The following is a 964-nucleotide window of genomic DNA, read 5'->3' as shown; positions in this document are numbered from 1 at the left end:
GCTAGCTGTTAAGTGCCAAGACGTTGTTTACATCTCGATGGTGACAAATAGGGAGGGCTCCCGCATGCTGTGAGTTGTCTAGATTCATAGCGAAGGAGCCCTCCCATGGAGCAACATCCTAACGCAAGGCTCACCCCGAGGGGGCGGGAGACCCTGGTTTCCCGCGTAGAGTCCGGCCTCGGCGTCGCCGAGGCCGCCCGCCAGATGGGCGTCAGCCGCCAGACCGCCAGCAAGTGGCTGCGGCGCAGCAGGTCCGGCGAGGGGCTGGCCGACCGCAGCAGCCGGCCGCACCGGCTGGCCAGGCTCACGCCGCCCGAGGCCGAGGAGCGGGTCGCGGCCGCCAGACGGGAGCTCATGCTCTCCCCGCTCGGGCTCGCCGCCGCGACCGGCGTGCCCGCCCGAACCTGCGCGAGGATCGTGGCGAGGCGCGGGATGCCCGGGCTCGCCGACATCGACCGGGTCACCGGCGAGGTCCGGCGGCGCGGCCCGGTCACCCCCGTGCGCTACGAGCGCGACAGGCCCGGGGAGCTCATCCACGTGGACGTCAAGAAGGTGGCCCGCATCCCGGACGGCGGCGGGCACCGCGCGCTGGGGCGCGGCTGCGGCTCGCCCCGCGGCTCCGGGCGCTCCTGCCTGCACGTCGCGGTCGACGACCACAGCAGGGTCGCCTACGCGGAGCTGCTGCCCGACGAGCGCAAGGGCACCTGCGCGGCGTTCATGGGCCGCGCGCTGCGCTTCTACGCGGGCCTGGGGCTCGCGGTCGAGCGCGTGATGACGGACAACGGCCCGGGGTACCGCAGCGGGGAGTTCAACGGGCTGCTCGCCGCGGCCGGCGTCCGGCACGTCTACACGAGGCCGTTCAGCCCCTGGCAGAACGGCAAGGTCGAGCGGATGAACCGCACCATCGCCCAGGAGTGGCAGTACGGGAGGGCGTGGGAGAGCGAGGCCGAGAGGGCGGACGCCC

At 73.0% G+C, this 964-nt stretch carries 1 protein-coding gene; it reads left to right on the top strand.

Going from position 1 to position 964, the window contains the following annotated elements:
• Positions 1–105: 105 nt before the first annotated feature.
• A partial coding sequence (locus E4J93_RS08030; protein WP_147588948.1) for an IS481 family transposase occupies positions 106–964 on the top strand: 859 nt, incomplete at its 3' end.

It is taken from the genome of Collinsella sp. BA40, from assembly GCF_008014645.1.
Taxonomy (GTDB): Bacteria; Actinomycetota; Coriobacteriia; order Coriobacteriales; family Coriobacteriaceae; genus Collinsella.
This window is presented reverse-complemented; position numbering and strand designations above follow the sequence as displayed.